We start from the raw sequence: 22,090 nt of genomic DNA, 5'->3' as shown, positions 1-22,090 counted from the left end.
GCCTCACAAGGGAGCAAATTGCATGCCAGTGCCCCAGCATGGGTTTTTTGCCCCAAATTCACGCTTCTAAAGGTTGAAAGAGCCTTGGCGGCGAAAATCTCGCCCTTTAATGTAGCGCTCAAATTGAAAAATGACCCGTTTTGGTGCGCGCAAAACCTTCTGCACATTAACTGGTTAAACCTTGAGCAATTTCCGCTATAATCCGCGCCCCCCTTTTTCGGCTGGCCCTGCGCGCGCTGTTTTCATGAAACTAATCGTAAAAGTCTTCCCCGAGATCACCATCAAAAGCCGACCTGTCCGGACGAAATTCATCCGCCAGCTGGCCAAGAACATCCGCACCGTGCTCCGCGACCTGGACCCGGCCGTGGTGGTGAACGGTGTGTGGGACAATCTCGAGCTGGAAACCCGCGTCACCGACCCCAAGGCCCTGAAAGAAATGGGCGAACGGCTGACGTGCATGCCGGGCATTGCGCACTTTCTGCAGATCGACGAGTACCCGCTGGGCGACTTCGACGACATCACCGAGAAGTGCAAGCAGCACTACGGTGACGCACTGGCCGGGAAGATCTTCTCGGTACGCTGTAAGCGTGCAGGCAAGCATGCGTTCAGCTCGATGGACGTCGAAAAATACGTCGGCAGCAAGCTGCGCCGTGAGTGCGGTGCCGCCGGTATCGATCTGAAACAGCCGGAAATCGAAGTCCGCATCGAAGTTCGCGACAAACGGTTGTTCGTGATCCACAGCCAGCACAATGGCATCGGCGGCTACCCGCTCGGTGCGCTGGAACAGACGCTGGTCCTGATGTCCGGTGGCTTTGACTCGACGGTTGCCGCGTACCAGATCCTGCGTCGCGGCCTGATGACGCACTTCTGCTTCTTCAATCTGGGCGGTCGTGCCCATGAATTGGGCGTGATGGAAGTCGCGCATTTCATCTGGAAGAAGTACGGCAGCTCGCAACGCGTGCTATTTGTCAGTGTCCCGTTCGAAGAAGTGCTGGGCGAAATTCTCGGCAAGGTCGACGACAGTCATATGGGCGTCGTATTGAAGCGTATGATGTTGCGCGCAGCGTCGAGCATTGCCGAACGCCTGCACATCGATGCGCTGGTCACCGGTGAAGCGATTTCCCAGGTGTCGAGCCAGACGTTGCCGAACCTGTCGGTCATCGATTGCGTCACCGACAAACTGGTTCTGCGGCCGCTGATCGTCGCCCACAAGCAGGACATCATCGACACGGCCGACCAGATCGGTACCGGTGATTTTGCCCGGCACATGCCGGAATACTGCGGCGTCATCTCGGTCAACCCCAAGACCGCCGCCAAGCGTGGCCGGGTCGAGCATGAAGAGCAGGAATTCGACATGGCGGTGCTCGAGCGTGCGCTCGCAAACGCCAGACTGGTGCCGATCGATCGGGTGATCGACGAATTGGGCCAGGATTTGCAGATCGAAGAAGTCAGCGAAGCGCTGGCCGGTCAGATCGTCATCGACATCCGTCACCCGGATGCCGCCGAGGATGACCCGCTGGAACTCGCCGGCATAGAGGTACAGACGATGCCGTTCTACGCAGTGAACGCTCGTTTCAAGGAACTGGACCCTACTCGCCAGTACCTGCTGTATTGCGACAAAGGCGTGATGAGTCGCCTGCATGCCCACCATTTGCTCAGTGAGGGGCATGCCAATGTGCGCGTTTATCGACCGAGCTAAGTGCCCGGGGCTGTTTGCCTGTGGCCTGCGTCACCGGCCCCCCGACACCGCCGTCAAGCTGTAACGGCCATGCCGGACACTACTGTCAATCGCTGCCAAGACTTGTCAGCAAACCGAATCCTCTGATCGAGATACACAAGTGATCGAAAATCTACGCAACATCGCCATCATTGCCCACGTTGACCATGGTAAGACCACCCTGGTAGACAAACTCCTGCGTCAATCCGGCACCCTGGAGCGCAACGAGCTCAACGACGAGCGCGTGATGGACTCCAACGACCAGGAAAAAGAGCGCGGCATTACCATTCTGGCGAAAAACACCGCCATCAACTGGAACGGCTACCACATCAACATCGTGGACACCCCGGGCCACGCCGACTTCGGCGGCGAAGTTGAGCGCGTTATGTCCATGGTTGACTCCGTGCTGCTGCTGGTCGACGCCCAGGACGGCCCTATGCCGCAAACCCGTTTCGTGACCAAGAAGGCTTTCGAAGCCGGCCTGCGTCCAATCGTGGTCATCAACAAGGTTGACCGTCCGGGCGCGCGTCCTGACTGGGTTCTGGACCAGATCTTCGATCTGTTCGACAACCTGGGCGCCACCGAAGAACAACTGGACTTCCAGGTTGTTTACGCTTCGGCCCTGAACGGCATCGCCGGTCTGGACCACACCGCCATGGGCGAAGACATGACCGCGCTGTACCAGGCGGTAGTCGACCACGTTCCGCCTCCGGCTGTTGACCGTGACGGCCCGTTCCAGATGCAGATCTCCGCTCTGGACTACAACAGCTTCCTGGGTGTTATCGGTGTTGGCCGTATCGCTCGTGGTCGGGTCAAGCCGAACACCCCGGTTGTCGCTATCAGCGCCGACGGCAAGCGCCGCAACGGTCGTATCCTGAAGCTGATGGGTCACCACGGTCTGCACCGCATTGACGTTGAAGAAGCAGCAGCCGGCGACATCGTCTGCATCAGCGGTTTCGACGAGCTGTTCATCTCCGACACCCTGTGCGACATCAACAACGTCGAGGCGATGAAGCCGCTGACCGTTGACGAGCCAACCGTTTCCATGACCTTCCAGGTAAACGACTCGCCATTCTGCGGTAAAGAAGGCAAGTTCGTGACCTCCCGTAACATCAAGGATCGTCTGGACAAAGAGCTGCTGTACAACGTTGCACTGCGCGTTGAAGAAGGCGACTCGGCTGACAAGTTCAAGGTATCCGGCCGTGGTGAGCTGCACCTCTCGGTACTGATCGAAACCATGCGTCGCGAAGGCTTCGAGCTGGCCCTGGGCCGTCCTGAAGTGATCATCCGTGAAGTTGACGGCGTGAAGCAGGAACCGTTCGAAAACGTAACCATCGACATCCCTGAAGAATCCCAGGGCAAGGTCATGGAAGAGATGGGTCTGCGTAAAGGCGACCTGAGCAACATGGTGCCGGATGGCAAGGGCCGTGTTCGTCTGGAATACAACATCCCTGCTCGCGGTCTGATCGGTTTCCGTAACCAGTTCCTGACCCTGACCAACGGTGCTGGCATCCTGACCTCGATCTTCGACCGTTACGCTCCAGTGAAGTCGGGCCACATGTCCGGCCGTCAGAACGGCGTTCTGGTTTCGGTTGAAACCGGCAAGGCGCTGACCTACTCCCTGGAAACCCTGCAGGCTCGTGGCAAGCTGTTCGTAGAACACGGCCAGGAGATCTACAACGGTCAGATCGTTGGTCAGAACTCCCGTGACAACGACCTGGGTGTAAACCCGACCAAAGGCAAGAAGCTCGACAACATGCGTGCTTCGGGTAAAGACGAAACCATCGCTCTGGTCCCACCTGTTCGCTTCACCCTGGAACAGGCTCTGGAATACATCCAGGAAGACGAGCTGTGCGAAGTCACTCCTAAGTCCATCCGTCTTCGCAAGAAGATCCTGGACGAAAGCGAGCGTACCCGCGCTGCCAAGAAAGCCAAGGCATAAGATTTAGCCAGGCTTGAAAAAAACGCCCCCGGTCGAGAGACCGGGGGCGTTTTTGTTTGTCTGGCTTTCGACAGTCTCGTTCCCACGCTCTGCGTGGGAACGATCAGGCGTCGGGATCAGAAGCGCTCGATCGAACGGGAGTTCTGCACCCGCTCCACTTCCTTCGGCTTGTACGCGCAATAGCCAGGGCGCGGGCCGATCTTCGGGTGGTTGCGGCAGGTGTCCGGGCGCTTGTCATAAATGGTGCACAGGCGGCTCTTGCGATCCAGGTAGTAGCAATCGTTGTTGCTCATGCGCTGCAGGGTGAAGATCCCCGACTTCTGGTTGAAGCGCTCGACCAGACCTTCCTTTTGCAGGCGCTTGGCGATGTTCTTCGGCGGGTCGCCCAGTTCGAACTCGTCGACCACACCAATACGCACCAGATCCTTGATCTTGACCTCGACTGGCAGCGTGCAGCAGCTGGAAACGCACGAGCCGCACATCGGGGCCGAATATTTGGCCCAGGTATCGAGACGGTCGATCTCGGCTGCGGCGATCAGGTTGGGCTTCATCATGGGTGTTTACCAGGCGTGTGCGTCAGGGCGCGCGATCATACCGGGAGTGGTGGATTTTTGAACAACCTTTCGCCAGATTTTTTCTTCGTGCGGTTGCAGGGGGCGACAATTCGGCACGGCCCCTGCATTCATTGAGGCATTCGCCAGAGTATTGCCGGTCGATCTCACACTCTCGGTAAAAACTGCCGAACCAGAGCCCTTACCGTCGGTCAGACCGTCTAGGCTCTGACAACTCCCCGCTCGCTCGAGGTCCTATCGATGACTCAAGAACCACTAGTTCGCGAAGCAGAGGTGGCCGCATTCCGCGACGCCGTCCTGACCAAACTCACCTACGCGGTGGGCAAAGACCCGGATCACGCCTTCGACCATGACTGGTTCGAAGCCATCGCCCTGGCGGCGCGTGATCACATGGTCGAACACTGGATGGACCACACCCGGCAGATCTACCGCAAAGGCCAGAAGCGGGTGTATTACCTCTCGCTGGAATTTCTCATCGGTCGTTTGCTGTACGACAGCCTGAGCAACCTCGGTCTGCTGGACGTTGCCCGTGAGGCGCTGACCGAACTGGGCGTCGATCTGGAGCGCATCCGCATCCTGGAGCCGGATGCGGCGCTGGGCAACGGTGGCCTCGGGCGATTGGCGGCGTGCTTCATGGAAAGCATGTCGACCCTCGGTATCGCCGGCCATGGCTACGGCATTCGTTATGAGCACGGGCTGTTCCGTCAGGCCATCGTCGACGGCTGGCAGCAGGAACAGACCGAGCACTGGCTGGATTTCGGCAATCCCTGGGAGTTCGAGCGGCCGGAGGTGGCCTATCCGATCGGCTTTGGCGGCAGCGTCGAGACGGTGATCGACAGCGAAGGCAAATCGAAACAGGTCTGGCAACCGGCGGAAACCGTCCGGGCGATTGCCTATGACACCCCGGTGGTCGGCTGGCGCGGGGCGAGCGTCAACACCTTGCGCCTGTGGCGGGCGCGGGCCATGGAAGATCTGCACCTGGAGCGCTTCAACGCCGGTGACCACCTGGGCGCGGTCGCCGAAGTGGCCCGGGCCGAAAGTATCTCCCGCGTCCTCTACCCGGCGGACAGCACCGAAGCCGGGCAGGAATTGCGCCTGCGCCAGGAATACTTCTTCGTCGCCGCCTCGCTCCAGGATCTGCTGCGCCGTCATCGCAACATGCACACCTCGGTGCTGACCCTCGGCGATCACGCGGCGATCCAGCTCAACGACACCCACCCCTCGATCGCCGTCGCCGAACTGATGCGCCAATTGGTCGATGTCTACGACGTGGCCTGGGACGCGGCGTGGCAAGTCACCGTCGATACGCTGTCGTACACCAACCACACGCTGTTGCCTGAAGCGCTGGAGACCTGGCCGGTGGGGCTGATGGAGCGCATGCTGCCGCGGCACATGCAGATCATTTACCTGATCAACGCCCAGCACATCGATTCGCTGCGGGCCAAGGGCATTCACGATTTCGACGTACTGCGCGCGGTGTCGCTGATCGAGGAAGACAACGGCCGCCGGGTGCGCATGGGCAACCTCGCGTTCCTCGGTTCCCACAGTGTCAACGGCGTCTCCGGGTTGCACACGCAACTGATGCGCAAAACCGTGTTCGCCGAACTGCATAAGCTGTATCCGGAGCGGATCAACAACAAGACCAACGGCATCACCTTCCGCCGCTGGCTGTATCAGGCCAACCCGGAGCTGACGTCGATGCTGATCGACTCTCTCGGTCCAGACGTGCTCGACAACCCTGAAGAGCGCCTGCTCGATCTCGAACCGTTCGCTGAAAAGCCCGCCTTTCGCAAAGCCTTTGCCGAGCAGCGGTTGCACAGCAAAAAAGCCCTCGCTTACCTGATCCATGAGCGGCTGGGGATCGCGGTCAACCCGGCGGCGATGTTCGACGTGCAGGTCAAACGGATCCACGAATACAAACGCCAGTTGCTCAACCTGATGCACACCGTCGCGTTGTATCAGGCGATCCGTGCCGAGCCGGAAATCGACTGGGTGCCGCGCGTGAAAATCTTCGCCGGCAAAGCGGCGGCGAGTTATCACCAGGCCAAGCTGATCATCAAGCTGACCAACGACATCGCCCGGGTGGTGAACAACGACCCGACCGTGCGCGGCCTGCTCAAAGTGGTGTTCCTGCCCAATTACAACGTCAGCCTGGCGGAAAGCATCATTCCGGCGGCGGACCTGTCGGAGCAGATCTCCACCGCCGGTTTCGAGGCCTCGGGCACCAGCAACATGAAGTTCGGCCTGAACGGCGCGCTGACCATCGGCACCCTCGACGGCGCCAACGTGGAAATGTGCGAGAGCATCGGCGCCGAGCACATGTTCATCTTTGGCCTGAGCGCTCAACAGGTCGAAGCGCGCAAGCAGAACCACGAGTTCAGCGCGGTGCCGGATATTGCCGCGTCCCATCGCCTCAACGATGTGTTGCAGGCGATCCGCAGCGGGGTGTTCTCGCCGGACGACACGTCGCGCTACACCGGGCTGATCGATTCGCTGGTGGATTACGACCGGTTCTTCGTCTGTGCCGATTTCGACTCGTACTGGGAGGCGCAGATGCGCGTCGATGCGCTCTGGCACGACGCCAATAACTGGTGGCGCTCGGCGGTGCTGAATACTTCGCGCATGGGCTGGTTCTCATCCGACCGGACCATCCGCGAGTACGCCACGGATATCTGGAAGGCACTGGAGTAACTTTTAGCGACAAATGTGCGCCCGGCCCCACGATTGTTGGGCCGGGCCGATATACTGAGCCTTGGTTCCGCCCCGCCACGGGGTTGCTCAGGGATATCGACCATGCAATGGATGTTCATGTTGATCGGGCTGCTGCTCGGCTGGCTGCTCGACGAGTCGTTCAGCGATGCGCTGTTGGGTGCCTTGCTCGGGCTCGCCATCGGCCAGGCGATGCGCATTGCCCGGCTCGGTTCACAGGCCGCCGAGCAACAGCGTCAGCTGGATCACGTGAAGATCGCGTTGCAGGGTGTCGAGCAGCGCCTGTTCCTGCTGGAAGGCGCTCCGGCGCATTCACCAGCGCCGCCGAGCGTCGCGCCGGCCAGCGTAACGGTCGTTGAACCCGCCACGGTAGTTGAACAACCCTCTGCCGCAGAACCCGAGCTGGTCTGGGAACTGCCGCCCGAACTCGAACCTGTTGCCGTCGCCGCCAGCGAATCCAGCCAGCCGCTGCCGGTCGATGCCTGGCGTCTGGACGCCGTTACGCCTGAACCCCGACAACCCGCCGAACCCCGTGGCCCGAACTTCATCGAGCGCGGCATCAGCGCTGCGCGCAACTGGCTGTTCGGTGGCAACACCGTGCTGCGGGTCGGCGTGGTGCTGTTGTTTTTCGGTCTGGCGTTCCTGCTGCGCTACGCCACCGAAGGCATGGTGGTGCCGATCGAGTTGCGTTACGCCGGAGTCGCGGCGGCAGCGCTGGGCTTGCTGGCGCTGGGCTGGTGGTTGCGCCATCGCAACAACAGCTACGCCTTGATGCTCCAAGGCACCGGGATCGCGGTGCTGTACCTGACGGTGTTTGCGGCGATGCGTCTGCATCCGCTACTCGATCCGTCTGCCGCGCTGGGCTTGCTGGTGGCGGTGACGGTGTTTTCGGCCATTCTGGCCATTACCCAGGATTCCCTCGCCCTGGCCTGCGTCGCCGCGCTGGGCGGGTTCGCCGCGCCGATCCTGACCTCGACCGGCGCCGGTAACCATGTCGCGCTGTTCAGTTATTTCGCCTTGCTCAACGCCGGCATTCTGGCCATCGCCTGGTTCAAGGCCTGGCGCCTGCTCAACCTGATCGGTTTCGTCGGCACCTTCGGTATCGGTTTTGCCTGGGGCCTGCGTTCGTACACGCCGGAACTGCTGTGGAGCACCGAACCGTTCCTGATTCTGTTCTTCCTGATGTACCTGGCCATCGGCCTGCTGTTCGCCCGGCGCAAATTGCTGGACATGCCGGACGCCCCAGAGGAGAGCAATCGCGAGGCGCTGCTGCACTGGTCGGCGCGCAAGGGTGACTACGTCGATGGGACGATGCTGTTCGGTCCGCCGCTGGTGGGTTTCGGCCTGCAATTCGCGTTGGTGCAGCATCTGGAATTCGCGGCTGCGTTCAGTGCGCTGGCGCTGGGCATGATTTATATGGCCCTGGCCAAAGTGTTGATGGGTGGCCGGGCGATGTTACTGGGCGAGACTTGCCTGGCGCTCGGGGTGATTTTCGCCAGCCTGGCGATTCCGCTGGGGCTGGATGCGCGCTGGACGTCCGCCGCGTGGGCGGTGGAGGGCGCGGGGATTTTCTGGCTCGGCGTGCGTCAGCACCGGCCGTTGGCCCGGGCCTTCGCGTTGCTGCTGCAACTGGGTTCGGCGCTGGCGTTTCTCAGTCAGTTGCGTGTTGGCGAAAGCAGCCTGCTCGACGCTGCGCCGCTGGGCGCGCTGATGCTCGGCGCGGCGTTGCTGTTCAGCTTCTATCAATTGCGCAAGGCGTTGCCGGAGCAGGTTTCGCCGTGGGAGCGTCAGGGGCTGCCGGCGCTGGCGTGTCTGGGGCTGACCTTCCTGTATCTGCTCGCGCCGCTGTTCTTCTTCACTCAGGGCACGGCGATCAGTTGGGCATTGGCCGGGCTGGCGACGTTGTTTGTTGGCTTGCGCCTGCAATCGCGCACGTTCCTGTTCACCGCGTTTGCCGTGCAGTTGCTCGGCGGGGCGTTATTCCTGTTGCGCCTGCAAGGGGCGGGCGAGGATTCGGCGGCCGTGTTCAGCGCGGGCTGGAGCGGTTTGCTCAGCGCTTCGCTGATCGGTCTGGCGCTGATCGCCGGTATGTTGCTGGCGGCGCGTGACGAGATGGTGCGCAGCGATGTGCGGCTGCTGCGCGGTTTGTCGGTGGTGCTGCTGGCGGGGCTGGTGCTGATCAATCTGGCGGTGCTGTTCGTGCTGCCGTGGCAGACCGCGAGCGCAGTGTGGGCGGCCAGTGGCTTGCTGATCATCTGGCTCAGTCTGTACCTCAAGCAGCGCGTGAGTTTTGTGTTCGGATTGTTGTTGCAGTTGATCGGCGGCGCGGCGTTTCTGCTGGCCGGCCCCGAGCTGCTCGGGCCGTTGTCCAGCGAGGGGCTGCGACCGCTGGCCCATGGCGGATTCTGGACGCCGCTGGTGCTGGGTCTGGCGGCAATGATCGGGGCGTGGCGCCTGCAATTGGGCAATCACGCCTCGGCGTTCGATGTGCTGAGTCTGCAGCGACTGTCGGAAGTATTGCTGGTGTGGGGCGCCGGTTGGTGGGCGCTGGCGTGGGTCAGCGAAGTGCTGCGGTTTGCGCCGTTGAATCTGCAGGCGCCACTGTTGCTGCTGGTCGCTGCGCTGAGCGTCGCGTTGTGGACGCTGTTGGCCTTGCGTCTGAAATGGCCGTCGCTCGGTCTGCTTTGCACCTTGCTGATTCCGGCGGCCGGGCTGGTGTTGCTGGCCGCGTGGCATTCGCGTTTTCACCCGGCGGCGGACTTCGGCTGGCTGGCGTGGGCGGCGGTGTTCGTCGTGCATTTCATCAGCCTGCGACGTCTGGCACCGAGCCTGCCGGCCCGGGCCTTGAGCACCGCGCATGTGCTCGGTTGCTGGCTGCTGATCGGCGTGCTGGCGCTGGAGTTGCGCTACGGCCTGCTGCTGTTGTCCGAGCAATACAATGCCTGGCGCTGGCTGGGTTGGGCGATTCTGCCGAGCGTGTATCTGTTGCTGATGGCCGCACCGCGTCAGTGGCCATGGCCGGTGGCGGCGTTCCCTCGCGAATATCGCCTGTACGCGGCGGCGCCGCTGGCGGTGCTGATGCTGGTCTGGTTCTGGCTGGCCAATGGCATCAGCGATGGCAACGCCGAGCCGCTGCCTTACGTGCCGCTGCTCAACCCGCTGGAATTGGGTCTGCTGTTTGCGCTGTTCGGGGTTTCCGTCTGGTCGCGCAGTGCCGTTGCCGAGCTGTCGATCCGCCAGGACTATGCCGCTTACGCGACGCAACTGATCGCTGGCGTTTCCTTGTTTGCGTTCTGCACCGCGCTGGTGACCCGCGCCGCGCACCATTGGGCGGGGATTCCGTTCGAGCTGGATCTGCTGCTCGACTCGATGCTGGTGCAGGCCGGCTTGTCCATCGTCTGGACGCTGATGGCGCTCGGGCTGATGATCGGCGGGCACCTGCGCCATCGCCGCGAAGTGTGGCTGATCGGCGCGGCGCTGATTGCGCTGGTGGTGGCCAAATTGATTTTTGTCGAATTGAGCAACCGTGGCGGACTGGCCCGGATCGTCTCGTTCATCGGCGTCGGCGTGTTGCTGCTGGTGGTGGGCTACTTTGCGCCGCTGCCGCCCAAACGCGCCGAAGTTGCACCGGCGGCGGACAAACCGACCCCGGAAACCGAAGGAGTGTCGTCTTGAGTCGCAAGCTTAATCTCGGGTGGTGGTTGCTGGGGGTGGCCATGATGGCCGGCGCCCAGGAAAAACCGGCGGACTTCGCCGCGCAAGTGCCGTTGTCGGTCAGCGGTTCTGGCCCGTGGTATCGCCTCGAATTGCCGCTGAGCGTGCAGTTGCAGGCGCGTCAGACTGATCTGAGCGACCTGCGGGTGTTCAACGCCGCCGGAGAGCCGCAGGCCTATGCGCTGGCCCGGGAGTCGGCGCAGACCCGCGACGATGGCCAGTTGCATGAGGTGAAGTGGTTCCCGCTGTACAACTCGGCGGATGCCACCGAACGCGCGCCAAGCGTGCGCGTGCAATCCACCACTACGGGCACGCTGGTGGAAGTGCAGCCGTCCAGTCAGCTTGAAGCGGGCGAGGAAGTGCTGCGTGGCTGGCTGCTCGACGCCAGTGCGATCAAGGCGCCGTTGCAGCAATTGATCCTCGACTGGACCAGCGAGCGCGACGGCTTCCAGCGGTTCAGCATCGAGGCCAGCGACGACCTGCAGCACTGGCAAACCTGGGGCGAAGGCCAGGTCGCGCGCCTGACCTTTGCCGACGAACGGGTCGAGCAGCATGAAGTGGCGCTGCCGGGGCAGTCGGCGCGGTATCTGCGTCTACTGTGGGATTCGCCGGCCTCGGCGCCGGTCCTGACGTCGGCGCAATTGAAAAGCAGCGACCCGCGCAACCTGCCGCTGCCACTGGTCTGGTCGCCGGCACTGGGCGGCAGCAGCGGCAAGGCCGGGGAGTACACCTGGCAGTTGCCGATGGGGCTGAACATCGAGCGCGTGCAGGTCGAACTGAAGCAGGCCAACAGCCTGGCACCGGTGACACTGTCGGGGCGTCGCGAAAGCAGCCTGCCGTGGCAACCGCTGAGCAGCGGCTTGCTCTATCGCCTGACCCAGAATGGCCAGGACGTGGTGCAGAACGAATTGCAGCTCTACGGCCAGACCGTGCAGCAGTTGAAACTCACGGTCGACGAACGCGGCGGCGGTCTCGGCGAGCAGGCGCCGAGCGTGAAATACGCGGTGCGCGCCACTCAGGTGATCTTCCTTGCACGCGGCGACGGGCCTTACAGCCTGGCGCTGGGCAATCCGACCGTGAAGACGGCGAACCTGCCGCTGACCACGCTGATCCCCGATTTCAAACCGGAGAAACTGGCGACGCTGGGCAAGGCCACGGTGCAGGGTGAAGCGCTGGTGACTCAGACCTCGACGGCCACCACGGCTGCGACCACCGACACCCACTGGAAGACGTTCGGCCTGTGGGCGGTGTTGCTGCTCAGTGTGCTGTTTCTGGCGGTGATGGCCATCAGTCTGCTGCGCAAGCCGTCGGCCAAATCCTGAATATGGCGGGTGTGACCTCCACACCCGTCGGGTTTCCAACTACGCTGGATCCGGTGCCTGAACTCTCTCGGTTCGATCACGTCTGATAGCAGGAATTGCCCCCGACGCACGTTACCGGGCGTCATTGCTCGCTACGGTTTCAGACTCCCTGTAAACTGCGCGGGTTTTTAGCCCCCCATTCCACCGGAGCCGTCCATGTCCCGCGTTACCCTGAGTCGCTATTTGATTGAGCAGACCCGCAGCAACAACACTCCTGCCGATCTGCGTTTCCTGATCGAAGTGGTGGCGCGTGCCTGCAAGGAGATCAGCCACGCCGTGTCCAAAGGCGCCCTGGGTGGCGTTCTGGGCAGCATGGGCACGGAAAACGTGCAGGGCGAAGTGCAGAAGAAGCTCGACGTGCTGTCGAACGAAATCCTGCTTGAAGCCAACGAGTGGGGCGGTCACCTGGCCGGCATGGCGTCCGAAGAAATGGACAACGCCTACCAGATTCCGGGCAAATACCCGAAAGGCGCCTACCTGCTGGTATTCGACCCGCTGGACGGTTCGTCGAACATCGACATCAATGCCCCGGTCGGCACCATCTTCTCCGTGCTGCGTTGCCCGAACGAATACCTGAGCCAGAACGAAGCCCTGGATGAAAAGGCCTTCCTGCAGCCGGGTACCCAGCAGGTGGCTGCCGGTTACGCCATCTACGGCCCGCAGACCATGCTGGTGCTGACCCTGGGCCACGGCGTCAAAGGCTTCACCCTGGACCGCGAAATGGGCAGCTTCGTGCTGACCCACGAAGACATCACCATTCCTGAAACCACCCAGGAATTCGCCATCAACATGTCCAACCAGCGTCACTGGGAAGCTCCGGTACAGCGCTACGTTTCGGAATTGCTGGCCGGTGAAGAAGGTCCGCTGAAAAAGAACTACAACATGCGCTGGGTCGCGGCGATGGTTGCCGACGTGCACCGCATCCTGACCCGCGGTGGTCTGTTCATGTACCCGCGTGACAGCCGCGAGCCGTCCAAGCCAGGCAAACTGCGCCTGATGTACGAAGCCAACCCGATGTCGTTCCTGGTGGAACAGGCAGGCGGCGCTTCCACCGACGGCCACCAGCGCATCCTCGACATCAAGCCTGAAGGCCTGCACCAGCGCGTCGCGGTGTTCCTCGGCTCGAAAGAAGAAGTCGCCCGCGCCACGGCTTACCACAAGGAATAACCCATGACCGCGCCCTGGCAGCCGTTGCTCGATTGGTGGTTCGGTCATGCCGAATCAGCCACTGAAGTTTCGGCGCAACAGGGCAAGTTGTGGTTTGGCAAGAAAGACAGCCAGGACCTCGAAGCGCGTGAGCGTTTCGGGGTCTTGGTCGATCAGGCCCTCGCTGGCGAATTGACCGAGTGGACGCAATGTCCCGAAGGTTGGCTGGCGGTCGTGCTGTTGCTCGACCAACTTCCGCGAATGATCTTTCGCGATACGCCCAAGGCTTTTTCCGGCGATCTACGGGCGCAGAAACTGGTTGCTCAGGGAATTGCTGCAGACTTCGATCGGCAGTTGAAACCGATCCAGCGACTCTTCATCTACCTCGTCTTCGAACATTGCGAAAACCTCGCAGTGCAGAATGAAGCCGTCTCGCGATTCATTGATCTGGTGGCTGAGCAGCCGGAGGCGGAGCGCGGGGTGTTTGCCGACAACCTTGATTATGCCGAGCGGCATCAGAAGGTGATTGCGCGGTTTGGACGGTTTCCGCATCGCAATGCGGTGTTGGGGCGGGAGTCTACGGTTGAGGAGCTGGAGTTTTTGAAAGAGCCGGGGTCGCGGTTTTAGGGCGATTTTCGGCAGCCTCTAAAACCGGTCCTCACCCTAACCCTCTCCCGGAGGGAGAGGGGACTGACCGCGTTGTTCTTTCGATATACATCGACCTGAACTATCCAGTCGAACTCAGGTTTGAAAAGCTTGAAGATCTGCTCCCTTTCCCCCTCGCCCCCCTGGGGGAGAGGGATGGGCGGGCGGCGTTCCGATGAGGGGGTAGCTCTTGATCTTGATCTTAGATCCTGAAGCTACCCACCAACTGCTTCAACCGCGCCGCCTGCTGCTCCAGATCCGCACAAGCGCGCAACGTCGCCTGCAAGTTTTCCACACCTTCCTGATTCAGCGTGTTGATCTCGTTGATATCCACGTTGATCGACTCGACCACCGCCGTCTGCTCTTCCGTTGCCGTCGCCACCGACTGGTTCATGCCGTCGATCTCGCCGATGCGCTGGGTCACGCTGCCCAGGCGTTCGCCGGCCAGGTTGGCGATGCCGACGCTGCTTTCGCTCTCACGCTGGCTCTCGGTCATGATGCCGACCGCCTGACGCGCGCCGACCTGCAGCTCTTCAATCATCTTCTGCACTTGCTGCGCCGAATCCTGGGTGCGGTGCGCCAGGTTGCGGACTTCGTCGGCGACCACGGCGAAACCGCGACCGGCCTCACCGGCACGAGCCGCTTCAATGGCCGCGTTGAGCGCCAGCAGGTTGGTCTGTTGGGAGATGCTGGTGATCACTTCCAGAATCTGCCCGATGTTCACGGTGTTGCTGTTCAGGGTTTCGATATTGCCGCAGGAGTCGCTGATCTTCGCCGACAGTTGCTGCATCGCATGGATGGTTTTATCCACCACCTGCTGGCCGTCTTCGGCCAGGCTGCGCGCATCGCTGGAATGTTGCGAGGCGAGGGCGGCGTTCTGGGCGATTTCCTGAGCGGCGGCGCCGAGCTGGTTGATCGCGGCGGCCACGCTGTTGGTGCGCGAGGCCTGCTGGTCGGAGTTGAACATCGACGAGTTCGACGCCGCGACCACGCGCAAGGCGACTTCATTGACTTGCCCGGTGGCCGACGACACTTCGCGGATCGAGGTGTGGATACGCTCGACGAAACGGTTGAACGACAGCCCCAGCGCACCGAATTCATCGTGGCCGTGGATGGTCAGGCGTTTGGTCAGGTCACCTTCGCCTTCGGCGATGTCATGCATGGCGCGGCCCATGGTCAGCAGCGGCTGCATCAGCACGCGGATCAGCATGCCGAGCAGGGCGATGATGATCACCACGGCAATGACCATGGCGATCAGCGCCGAGGTACGGAATTCGCTGAGCATCGAGAACGCGGTGTCCTTGTCCAGCACCAGCGCCACGTACCAGTCGGCCGACGGCACGCCGTTGACGCGGGTGAAGGAGATTAGCTGGGTCTTGCCGTCGAACTCGACCTCTTTCAGGCCCGGGCTGACTTTCGGTGCACCGTTGGGATAGGCCTCGGCCAGGGTCTTGAGCACCAGTTTGCTGTCCGGGTGGATCAGGATCTTGCCGTCGGCGCCGACGATGAACGCATGGCCGTGGCCGCCGAAGTTCAGCGAGTTGATGATCGCGCTGATACTGGACAGGTCGATGTCGGCACCGGCCACACCGATCATCTGGCCCTGGCGCTGCACCGGGGTGGCGACCGTGATCACCAGTTTGCCCGAGGAAGCGGCGATGTACGGTTCGGTGACGATGGTCTGTTGTGCTGTGTTGGCTGCCTTGTACCAGCCACGGGCGCGCGGGTCGTAATCCGGCGCACGGTTGCCGGCCGGGACCGAGAACATCACGCCGTCGGCGCCGCCAAAGTAGCTGAGCTGGAAGTTGCCGGTGTAGGCGGGCAGGTCGATGATGCGTTTCAGGCTGGCCGGGGCGTTGCCGTCGGCGACAACTTGCTGCGCCATCGATTGCAGCAACTGGATGCGGCTTTCCAGCCAGGTCTGGATGTTGCTGGTGGTCAGGCTGCCCAGTTCCTGCATCGACGCTTCGGTGCTGCTCTGCAGGGCTTCGCGCTGGCGATAGTCGTTGAACAAAATGAAACAGGCGAACGCAACGGCCACCACCAGGGCGGCAGCCAACAAGATCTTGTGGCTGAATTTCATGTTTCTGGTCATTAAGGGAGCTACCGCGAAGGGGCTGGTCAAGAAAGGGCGGCAATTTGCCACAGTCCGGGGCTTTGCGCTGCTGTTATTTCGACCACGGCGCGCCAAAGATTAGGCGGTTTTGGCGAAAGGCGACGAAATGCGCAACAGCCCGATGAACTGTCTGATTTTGCCGACAAAAGCCGGACGAGCGGGCGAATAAATAGCCAGTGTCGCAGGGAACCAGACAGGGGTTTTCTCTTCTAAGCTTCTGGTTGGCACCATGCCACCCCCCTTCCGTTCCAGGAGTTACCCCATGTCGCTGCGATCTATCGCCCTTCTGTCGTTTTGCGTGCTGTTGGCCGCATGCAGCAAGGTCAATCAGGAAAACTATTCGAAGCTCTCGGCCGGCATGGCCAAGGCCGAGGTCGAGACGCTGCTCGGCAAGCCCACCGATTGCTCGGGCGCGCTCGGCATGTCCAGTTGCACCTGGGGCGACAAGAACAGCTTTATCAGCGTGCAGTACGCCGGTGACAAAGTGCTGATGTTTTCCGGCCAAGGCCTGAAGTAAACCGGGGCCACGCGCCCACGGGAGAAAAACAATGAAGCGGTTATTGCTTGTCCTTTTGGCCGGCCTGGTATTGGCCGGCTGCGCCACGTCCGGTGAAGATCCGCTGGCGCCGAAGACGGTCAACAGTGTCAATCTCAAGCGTTACCAGGGCACCTGGTACGAACTGGCGCGTCTGCCGATGTATTTCCAGCGCAATTGCGCGCAATCCGAAGCCCGTTACTCGCTCAAACCCGACGGCAATATCGCGGTGTACAACCGCTGCCTGACGGCAGACTGGCAGTGGGAAGAGGCCAAAGGCACGGCCTATCCCCAAGTGCCGGGCAAGACTGACAAGCTGTGGGTCGAGTTCGATACCTGGTTCTCGCGCCTGATTCCGGGTGTGGCGAAGGGGCAGTACTGGGTGCTGTATGTCAGCGATGACTACAAGACTGCCCTCGTGGGTGACCCGAGTCGTCGCTACCTGTGGCTGTTGTCCCGCACGCCGACCGTCAACGGTGTGGTGCGTGAGGAACTGCTGAGCAAGGCACGTCAGCAGGGTTACGACACCACGCGCCTGATCTGGCGGGCGTCGGATCAGCAGATGGCCAAGACGTCCAACTGACGCGCAACAAAAAACCTGTGGAGGTTGCCCTCCACAGGTTTTTTTATGTCAGCCCAAAAGGTCTCGCAGAACCTGGGTGAAGGCGCGATTGCTGTCCTCCTCCCCGGCATGTCGCCCCTCTCGAACAACCCACTGACCGTTGACCAGCACGTCGCGCACCTGACGGTCGCCGCCGGCAAACAGCCAGCGGTTCAGGATCCCGTCACCACTGGCGGTGGCCAGATACGGATCGCTGCCATCGAGCACAATCCAGTCGGCACGTTTGCCGACCTCCAGCGCACCGATCGGCTGGCCCAACGCCTGAGCGCCACCGTCCAGCGCCGCGTCATACAACGTGCGCCCAACCATTGGCTGATCCGCGCCATACAAGCGGTTGCGCCGCTGATCGCGCAGGCGCTGGCCGTATTCCAGCCAACGCAGTTCTTCCACCACGCTCAACGACACATGGCTGTCGGAGCCGATACCCATGCGCCCGCCCTGGGCGAGAAAATCCACCGCCGGGAAAATCCCGTCGCCGAGGTTGGCCTCGGTGGTCAGGCACAGGCCGGCGATGGCGCGACTCTTGGCCATCAGCGTGACTTCTTCCGGATTGGCGTGGGTCGCGTGCACCAGGCACCAGCGCTGGTCGACTTCGGTGTTTTCGTACAGCCATTGCAGCGGACGGCGACCGCTCCAGGTCAGGCAGTCATCGACTTCCTTCTGCTGCTCGGCGATGTGGATGTGTACCGGGCATTGCTTGTCGCTGGCCGCCAGCACTTCGCTGATCTGCTGCGGCGTGACCGCGCGCAACGAGTGGAAGCACAGGCCCAGCGACTGGGCCTGTTGCTGCGCCAGCAGCGGCTGCAGACGCGATTGCAGCTTCAGGTAGTTTTCGGTGCTGTTGATGAAGCGGCGCTGACCTTCGTTCGGCGTCTGGCCGCCGAAACCACTGTGGCTGTAGAGCACCGGCAGCAAGGTCAGACCGATACCGGCCGAGCTGGCCGCCTGGCTGATGCGCAATGCCAGTTCGGCCGGGTCGGCGTAAGGCTGGCCGTTGTTGTCGTGGTGGACGTAATGGAATTCGGCGACCGAGGTATAACCGGCCTTGAGCATTTCGATGTACAGCTGACGGGCGATCACACCGAGCTGGTCCGGGCTGATTTTTCCGACGAGCCGGTACATCAGATCGCGCCAGGTCCAGAAACTGTCGTTGGGATTGCCGGCCACTTCCGCCAGTCCCGCCATCGCTCGCTGGAACGCGTGGGAGTGCAGATTGGGCATCCCCGGCAGCAGCGGACCGCGCAGCCGTTCGGCGCCATCTGCGGTGGAATCGGCCTGGATTCGGGTCAGCACGCCATCGGCGCTGACCTCGAGACGTACATGGTTGGCCCATCCGTTAGGCAGCAGCGCGCGTTCGGCGAAGAAGGCGGACATGGTTCAGTACCCCATCGTGTGTTATTTGTATATACATATACAGACGTTTGCCTGCCCGGTAAACTCCGGCAAGCTAGCCACTTTCACCAATGAACAGGGATCCACCGTGCCGACTCCGCCTCCAGTCTCCCCGTTGGCCGCGAACATGGGCGACAGTCCGGCGCCCTTGTACGCCCGCGTCAAACAGATGATCACCCAGCAGATCGACAGCGGTAACTGGCCGCCACATTACCGCGTGCCGTCGGAAAGCGAACTGGTCAGCCAGTTGGGCTTCAGCCGCATGACCATCAACCGCGCACTGCGGGAAATGACCGCCGACGGTCTGCTGGTGCGTATGCAAGGCGTCGGCACGTTTGTCGCCGAACCGAAGAGCCAGTCCGCGCTGTTCGAAGTGCACAACATCGCCGACGAAATCGCCTCCCGTGGCCATCGCCACACCTGTCAGGTCATCACTCTGGAAGAAGAGGCCGCCGGTTCCGAGCGCGCGCTGGCGCTGGACATGCGCGAAGGGCAGAAGGTGTTTCACTCGCTGATCGTGCATTACGAAAACGACATTCCGGTGCAAATCGAAGACCGTTTCGTCAACGCGCTGGTCGCCCCTGACTACCTCAAACAGGACTTCACCCTGCAAACGCCTTACGCCTATCTGAACCAGGTTGCGCCGCTGACCGAAGGCGAGCACGTGGTCGAAGCGATCCTCGCCGAAGCGTCCGAATGCAAATTGCTGCAGATCGAAAAAGGCGAGCCGTGCCTGTTGATCCGCCGTCGTACCTGGTCGGGTCGTCAGCCGGTGACGGCGGCGCGCCTGATTCACCCCGGTTCTCGTCATCGTCTGGAAGGGCGTTTTCATAAATGAATGGTTTGAAGGTTTTACGCGCCGAAGGCTACCCGCGCATGCCGTGGAAAAACGGCGGCGGCAGCACCGAGGAAATCACCCGTGACGCCGGTGCCGGCCTCGACGGTTTTGGTTGGCGCCTGTCGATTGCCGACATCGCCGAATCCGGTGGTTTCTCGACTTTCGCCGGTTACCAGCGGGTGATCACGGTGTTGCAGGGCGACGGCATGACCCTGTGTGTGGACGGCGACGATACTCGGCCATTGTTACCCCTCGACCCGTTTGCCTTCAGCGGCGAAAGCCAGGTGTCCTGCACCTTGCTTGGCGGCGCGATCCGCGACTTCAACCTGATCTATGCGCCCCAGCGTTACCGCGCACGGCTGCAATGGCTGGAGGGCGAGCAGCGGTTTTTCAGTTCGGCGAGCACCGTGCTGGTGTTCAGTGTCAGTGAACTGCTGGAGGTCACGGTCGGTGACAGTGCATCGCAACTGGGTCGCCATGACTGTCTGCAACTGGACGGTAACACCGCGCTGACCGAGATCGCCGTGAATGCCGGCTGCTGCGTGATCGAACTGTCCATGCGCTGATTCTCTCCCACGGATCGTTCCCATGCTCTGCGTCACAAAGCGGACGCGGAGCGTCCATGGCGGCATTCCCGCGCAGAGCGTGGGAACGATCAAACTGTGAAAGACCGCTGCTTTGAAAGCAGCGGTTTTTTTTCGTCCCGACGTTCCCGAAATGCGCACCAACTTGTTACCGAACGCCCCAGCGTGGCGCAAAACCACGCTTTCGTAACAACCTCGCGCCGCCCTCAATTCACCCCACGAAAAATTTCATGAACGCCAGAACCCTTGATTCAGGCGCTCCGCAGCCCTGTCCGGGATTTTTGTTGAACAGCCCTCCAACAAGTTGGCCGCTTGATTGCATATGCTTGTATGTACAAGTAAAGACGTATGCGTATGAGTCAATCGAGACTCTCCGCAGCGTCCACTGATCCGCTTGTCGCGCACTGAGGCGCACAGGCTGCTTGCCCACTGCCAGGGTTGGTTTGAATTGATCGCTGAGGAGTCTTTTTCGTGACTGACAATAAGCCTACTAAGTTTCGTAATGTTGAGATCCGCGCCGCCCGCGGCAACAAGCTGACCGCCAAGAGCTGGCTGACCGAAGCGCCGCTGCGCATGCTGATGAACAACCTCGACCCGGAAGTCGCCGAGAACCCGAAAGAGCTGGTGGTCTACGGTGGCATCGGCCGCGCTGCGCGTAACTGGGAGTGCTACGACAAGATCGTCGAGAGCCTGACCCACCTCAACGAAGACGAAACCCTGCTGGTGCAATCGGGCAAGCCGGTCGGTGTGTTCAAGACCCACAGCAACGCCCCGCGCGTGCTGATCGCCAACTCCAACCTGGTGCCGCACTGGGCGACTTGGGAGCACTTCAACGAACTCGACGCCAAAGGCCTGGCCATGTACGGCCAGATGACCGCCGGCAGCTGGATCTACATCGGCAGCCAGGGCATCGTCCAGGGCACCTACGAAACCTTCGTTGAAGCCGGCCGCCAGCACTACAACGACAACCTCACCGGCAAGTGGGTACTGACCGCCGGCCTCGGCGGCATGGGTGGGGCCCAGCCACTGGCCGCGACCCTCGCCGGTGCCTGCTCGCTGAACATCGAATGCCAGCAGATCAGCATCGATTTCCGCCTCAAGACCCGCTACGTCGACGAGCAGGCCACAGACCTCGACGACGCGCTGGCCCGCATCGCCAAATACACCTCCGAAGGCAAGGCTGTTTCCATCGCCCTGTGCGGCAACGCCGCTGAAATCCTGCCGGAACTGGTCAAGCGCGGCGTGCGTCCGGACATGGTCACCGACCAGACCAGCGCCCACGACCCGCTCAACGGTTATCTGCCGGCCGGCTGGACCTGGGACGAATACCGCGCCCGCGCCAAGACCGAGCCAGCCGCTGTGGTCAAGGCCGCCAAGCAATCGATGGCGGTGCACGTCAAAGCCATGCTCGACTTCCAGAAGATGGGCGTGCCGACCTTCGACTACGGCAACAACATCCGTCAGATGGCTCAGGAAGAAGGCGTCGAAAACGCATTCGATTTCCCTGGCTTCGTACCGGCCTACATTCGTCCGCTGTTCTGCCGTGGCATCGGCCCGTTCCGCTGGGCGGCGCTGTCGGGTGATCCGCAAGACATCTACAAGACCGACGCTAAAGTCAAAGAACTGATCCCGGACGACGCCCACCTGCACAACTGGCTGGACATGGCGCGCGAGCGCATCAGCTTCCAGGGTCTGCCGGCGCGTATCTGCTGGGTCGGCCTGGGCCTGCGCGCCAAGCTCGGTCTGGCGTTCAATGAAATGGTGCGCAGCGGCGAGCTGTCGGCCCCGATCGTGATCGGTCGCGACCACCTCGACTCCGGCTCGGTCTCCAGCCCGAACCGTGAAACCGAATCGATGCAGGACGGCTCCGATGCCGTCTCCGACTGGCCGCTGCTCAACGCGCTGCTGAACACCGCGAGCGGTGCGACCTGGGTGTCCCTGCACCACGGTGGTGGCGTCGGCATGGGCTTTTCCCAGCACTCGGGCATGGTGATTGTCTGCGACGGCACTGACGAAGCGGCCGAGCGTATTGCTCGCGTGCTGCACAACGACCCGGGCACCGGCGTCATGCGTCACGCCGATGCCGGTTACCAGATCGCCATCGACTGCGCGAAGGAGCAGGGCCTGAACCTGCCGATGATTACCGGCAAGTGAATATCGGCGGGAGCGGGCACCCTCGCTCCCACAGGGCCACAAC

15 protein-coding genes and 1 pseudogene are annotated in these 22,090 nt (G+C 61.8%); 12 read left to right on the top strand and 4 right to left on the bottom strand.

What is annotated here, in order from left to right:
• Positions 1-244 precede the first annotated feature (244 nt).
• Together thiI and typA are read left to right on the top strand one after the other, a co-directional pair.
• Positions 245-1,699 (top strand): tRNA uracil 4-sulfurtransferase ThiI, encoded by a 1,455-nt coding sequence (thiI, locus tag L6D81_RS26130; protein ID WP_011332034.1) that lies wholly within the window; start codon positions 245-247, stop codon positions 1,697-1,699.
• A gap of 139 nt (positions 1,700-1,838) precedes the next feature.
• Positions 1,839-3,659, top strand: a complete 1,821-nt coding sequence (typA, locus tag L6D81_RS26125; protein ID WP_236182515.1) for a translational GTPase TypA — start codon at positions 1,839-1,841, stop codon at positions 3,657-3,659.
• Positions 3,660-3,775: 116 nt separating this feature from the next.
• Here the strand turns inward: typA and L6D81_RS26120 are convergent, their stop codons facing one another.
• Positions 3,776-4,213 (bottom strand): YkgJ family cysteine cluster protein, encoded by a 438-nt coding sequence (locus tag L6D81_RS26120; RefSeq protein WP_007952500.1) that lies wholly within the window; start codon positions 4,211-4,213, stop codon positions 3,776-3,778.
• Positions 4,214-4,471: 258 nt separating this feature from the next.
• Here L6D81_RS26120 and L6D81_RS26115 point away from each other — a divergent pair, with 258 nt between their 5' ends.
• The 5 genes from L6D81_RS26115 (at position 4,472) to L6D81_RS26095 (ending at position 13,788) form a co-directional block, all read left to right on the top strand.
• Positions 4,472-6,922, top strand: coding sequence for a glycogen/starch/alpha-glucan phosphorylase (locus tag L6D81_RS26115; protein WP_236182514.1), 2,451 nt, complete (start codon positions 4,472-4,474; stop codon positions 6,920-6,922).
• Positions 6,923-7,024: 102 nt separating this feature from the next.
• On the top strand, positions 7,025-10,615 hold the full coding sequence (locus L6D81_RS26110; protein ID WP_236182513.1) for a DUF2339 domain-containing protein: 3,591 nt from the start codon (positions 7,025-7,027) through the stop codon (positions 10,613-10,615).
• The gene (locus tag L6D81_RS26105; RefSeq protein ID WP_236182512.1) at positions 10,612-11,976 is read left to right on the top strand and encodes a DUF3999 domain-containing protein; all 1,365 of its coding nucleotides are present in this window, start codon (positions 10,612-10,614) and stop codon (positions 11,974-11,976) included. The genes L6D81_RS26110 and L6D81_RS26105 overlap by 4 nt, the downstream gene beginning before the upstream one ends.
• A gap of 195 nt (positions 11,977-12,171) precedes the next feature.
• Positions 12,172-13,182, top strand: a complete 1,011-nt coding sequence (locus L6D81_RS26100; protein WP_236182511.1) for a class 1 fructose-bisphosphatase — start codon at positions 12,172-12,174, stop codon at positions 13,180-13,182.
• A gap of 3 nt (positions 13,183-13,185) precedes the next feature.
• Positions 13,186-13,788 (top strand): DUF924 family protein, encoded by a 603-nt coding sequence (locus tag L6D81_RS26095; protein WP_236182510.1) that lies wholly within the window; start codon positions 13,186-13,188, stop codon positions 13,786-13,788.
• A gap of 220 nt (positions 13,789-14,008) precedes the next feature.
• Here the strand turns inward: L6D81_RS26095 and L6D81_RS29775 are convergent, their stop codons facing one another.
• Entirely contained in the window at positions 14,009-14,773 is a 765-nt protein-coding gene (locus tag L6D81_RS29775) for a methyl-accepting chemotaxis protein (protein ID WP_371857895.1), read from the bottom strand.
• A gap of 93 nt (positions 14,774-14,866) precedes the next feature.
• A pseudogene (locus L6D81_RS29770) lies at positions 14,867-15,889 on the bottom strand (HAMP domain-containing protein); the annotation flags it as partial.
• A 295-nt stretch (positions 15,890-16,184) separates the two neighbouring features.
• Here L6D81_RS29770 and L6D81_RS26085 point away from each other — a divergent pair.
• Both L6D81_RS26085 and L6D81_RS26080 read left to right on the top strand, forming a co-directional pair.
• On the top strand, positions 16,185-16,439 hold the full coding sequence (locus tag L6D81_RS26085) for a hypothetical protein (RefSeq protein WP_007952486.1): 255 nt from the start codon (positions 16,185-16,187) through the stop codon (positions 16,437-16,439).
• A 31-nt stretch (positions 16,440-16,470) separates the two neighbouring features.
• Positions 16,471-17,040, top strand: a complete 570-nt coding sequence (locus tag L6D81_RS26080; protein ID WP_236182508.1) for a lipocalin family protein — start codon at positions 16,471-16,473, stop codon at positions 17,038-17,040.
• Positions 17,041-17,088: 48 nt separating this feature from the next.
• On the opposite strand, the gene L6D81_RS26075 is transcribed toward L6D81_RS26080, so the two are convergent.
• A complete protein-coding gene (locus tag L6D81_RS26075; protein ID WP_236182507.1) occupies positions 17,089-18,453 on the bottom strand; it encodes a formimidoylglutamate deiminase in 1,365 nt (454 codons plus the stop codon).
• 145 nt (positions 18,454-18,598) lie between these two features.
• Here L6D81_RS26075 and hutC point away from each other — a divergent pair, with 145 nt between their 5' ends.
• The 3 genes from hutC to hutU all read left to right on the top strand — a co-directional run bounded on the left by hutC (position 18,599) and on the right by hutU (position 22,047).
• Positions 18,599-19,309, top strand: a complete 711-nt coding sequence (hutC, locus tag L6D81_RS26070) for a histidine utilization repressor (RefSeq protein ID WP_236182522.1) — start codon at positions 18,599-18,601, stop codon at positions 19,307-19,309.
• Positions 19,306-19,875, top strand: coding sequence for a HutD/Ves family protein (locus L6D81_RS26065; protein WP_236182506.1), 570 nt, complete (start codon positions 19,306-19,308; stop codon positions 19,873-19,875). The genes hutC and L6D81_RS26065 overlap by 4 nt, the downstream gene beginning before the upstream one ends.
• Positions 19,876-20,364: 489 nt before the next feature.
• Complete coding sequence (gene hutU, locus L6D81_RS26060) at positions 20,365-22,047, top strand: urocanate hydratase (protein WP_236182505.1); 1,683 nt, start codon at positions 20,365-20,367, stop codon at positions 22,045-22,047.
• Positions 22,048-22,090: the final 43 nt, after the last annotated feature.

Origin of the sequence: Pseudomonas sputi, assembly GCF_021603585.1 — a bacterium.
In the GTDB taxonomy this organism is placed as follows: domain Bacteria; phylum Pseudomonadota; class Gammaproteobacteria; order Pseudomonadales; family Pseudomonadaceae; genus Aquipseudomonas; species Aquipseudomonas sputi.
This window is presented reverse-complemented; position numbering and strand designations above follow the sequence as displayed.